The 516-nt window shown below is 64.1% G+C and carries 1 pseudogene; it reads left to right on the plus strand.

Annotation, left to right across the window (positions count from 1 at the left end):
- Positions 1-83: 83 nt before the first annotated feature.
- Positions 84-516, plus strand: a pseudogene (locus tag RF637_RS13905) (TerC family protein); the annotation flags it as partial.

The raw sequence follows: 516 nt of genomic DNA on the forward strand, positions 1-516 counted from the left end.
GCTCATCGTGATGCCCCGGTCCGCCCCGTTCCCCGGACGACGCCGGCCCGCGGGCTCACCCATCTCCAAGCGAAAGAACTCGCGTGCACACACAGCTACCCGCGTGGTTCGAGATCGGCTCCTTCGTCGTTCTCGGCTGCATCCTTCTCTTCGACCTGATCATGGTCGCCAAGCGCCCCCACGAGCCCTCCATGAAGGAGGCCGGCATCTGGGTGGGCGTCTACGTGGCCCTCGCCCTCGTCTTCGGCGCCCTGATGTTCGCCTTCGCGGGCGCCGAGCAGGGCACACAGTTCGTGGCGGGCTGGATCACGGAGTACAGCCTCAGCATCGACAACCTGTTCGTGTTCATCGTGATCATGACCCGGTTCGCGGTGCCGCGGAAGTACCAGCAGGAGGTGCTGATGGTGGGCATCATCATCGCGCTGGTCCTGCGCGGGATCTTCATCTTGCTGGGCGCCACGATCATCGCGAACTTCTCCTGGGTCTTCTACCTCTTCGGCGTCTTCCTGCTCTGGA

Origin of the sequence: Kocuria sp. CPCC 204721 (assembly GCF_040980945.1) — a bacterium.
Lineage (GTDB): Bacteria > Actinomycetota > Actinomycetes > Actinomycetales > Micrococcaceae > Kocuria > Kocuria marina.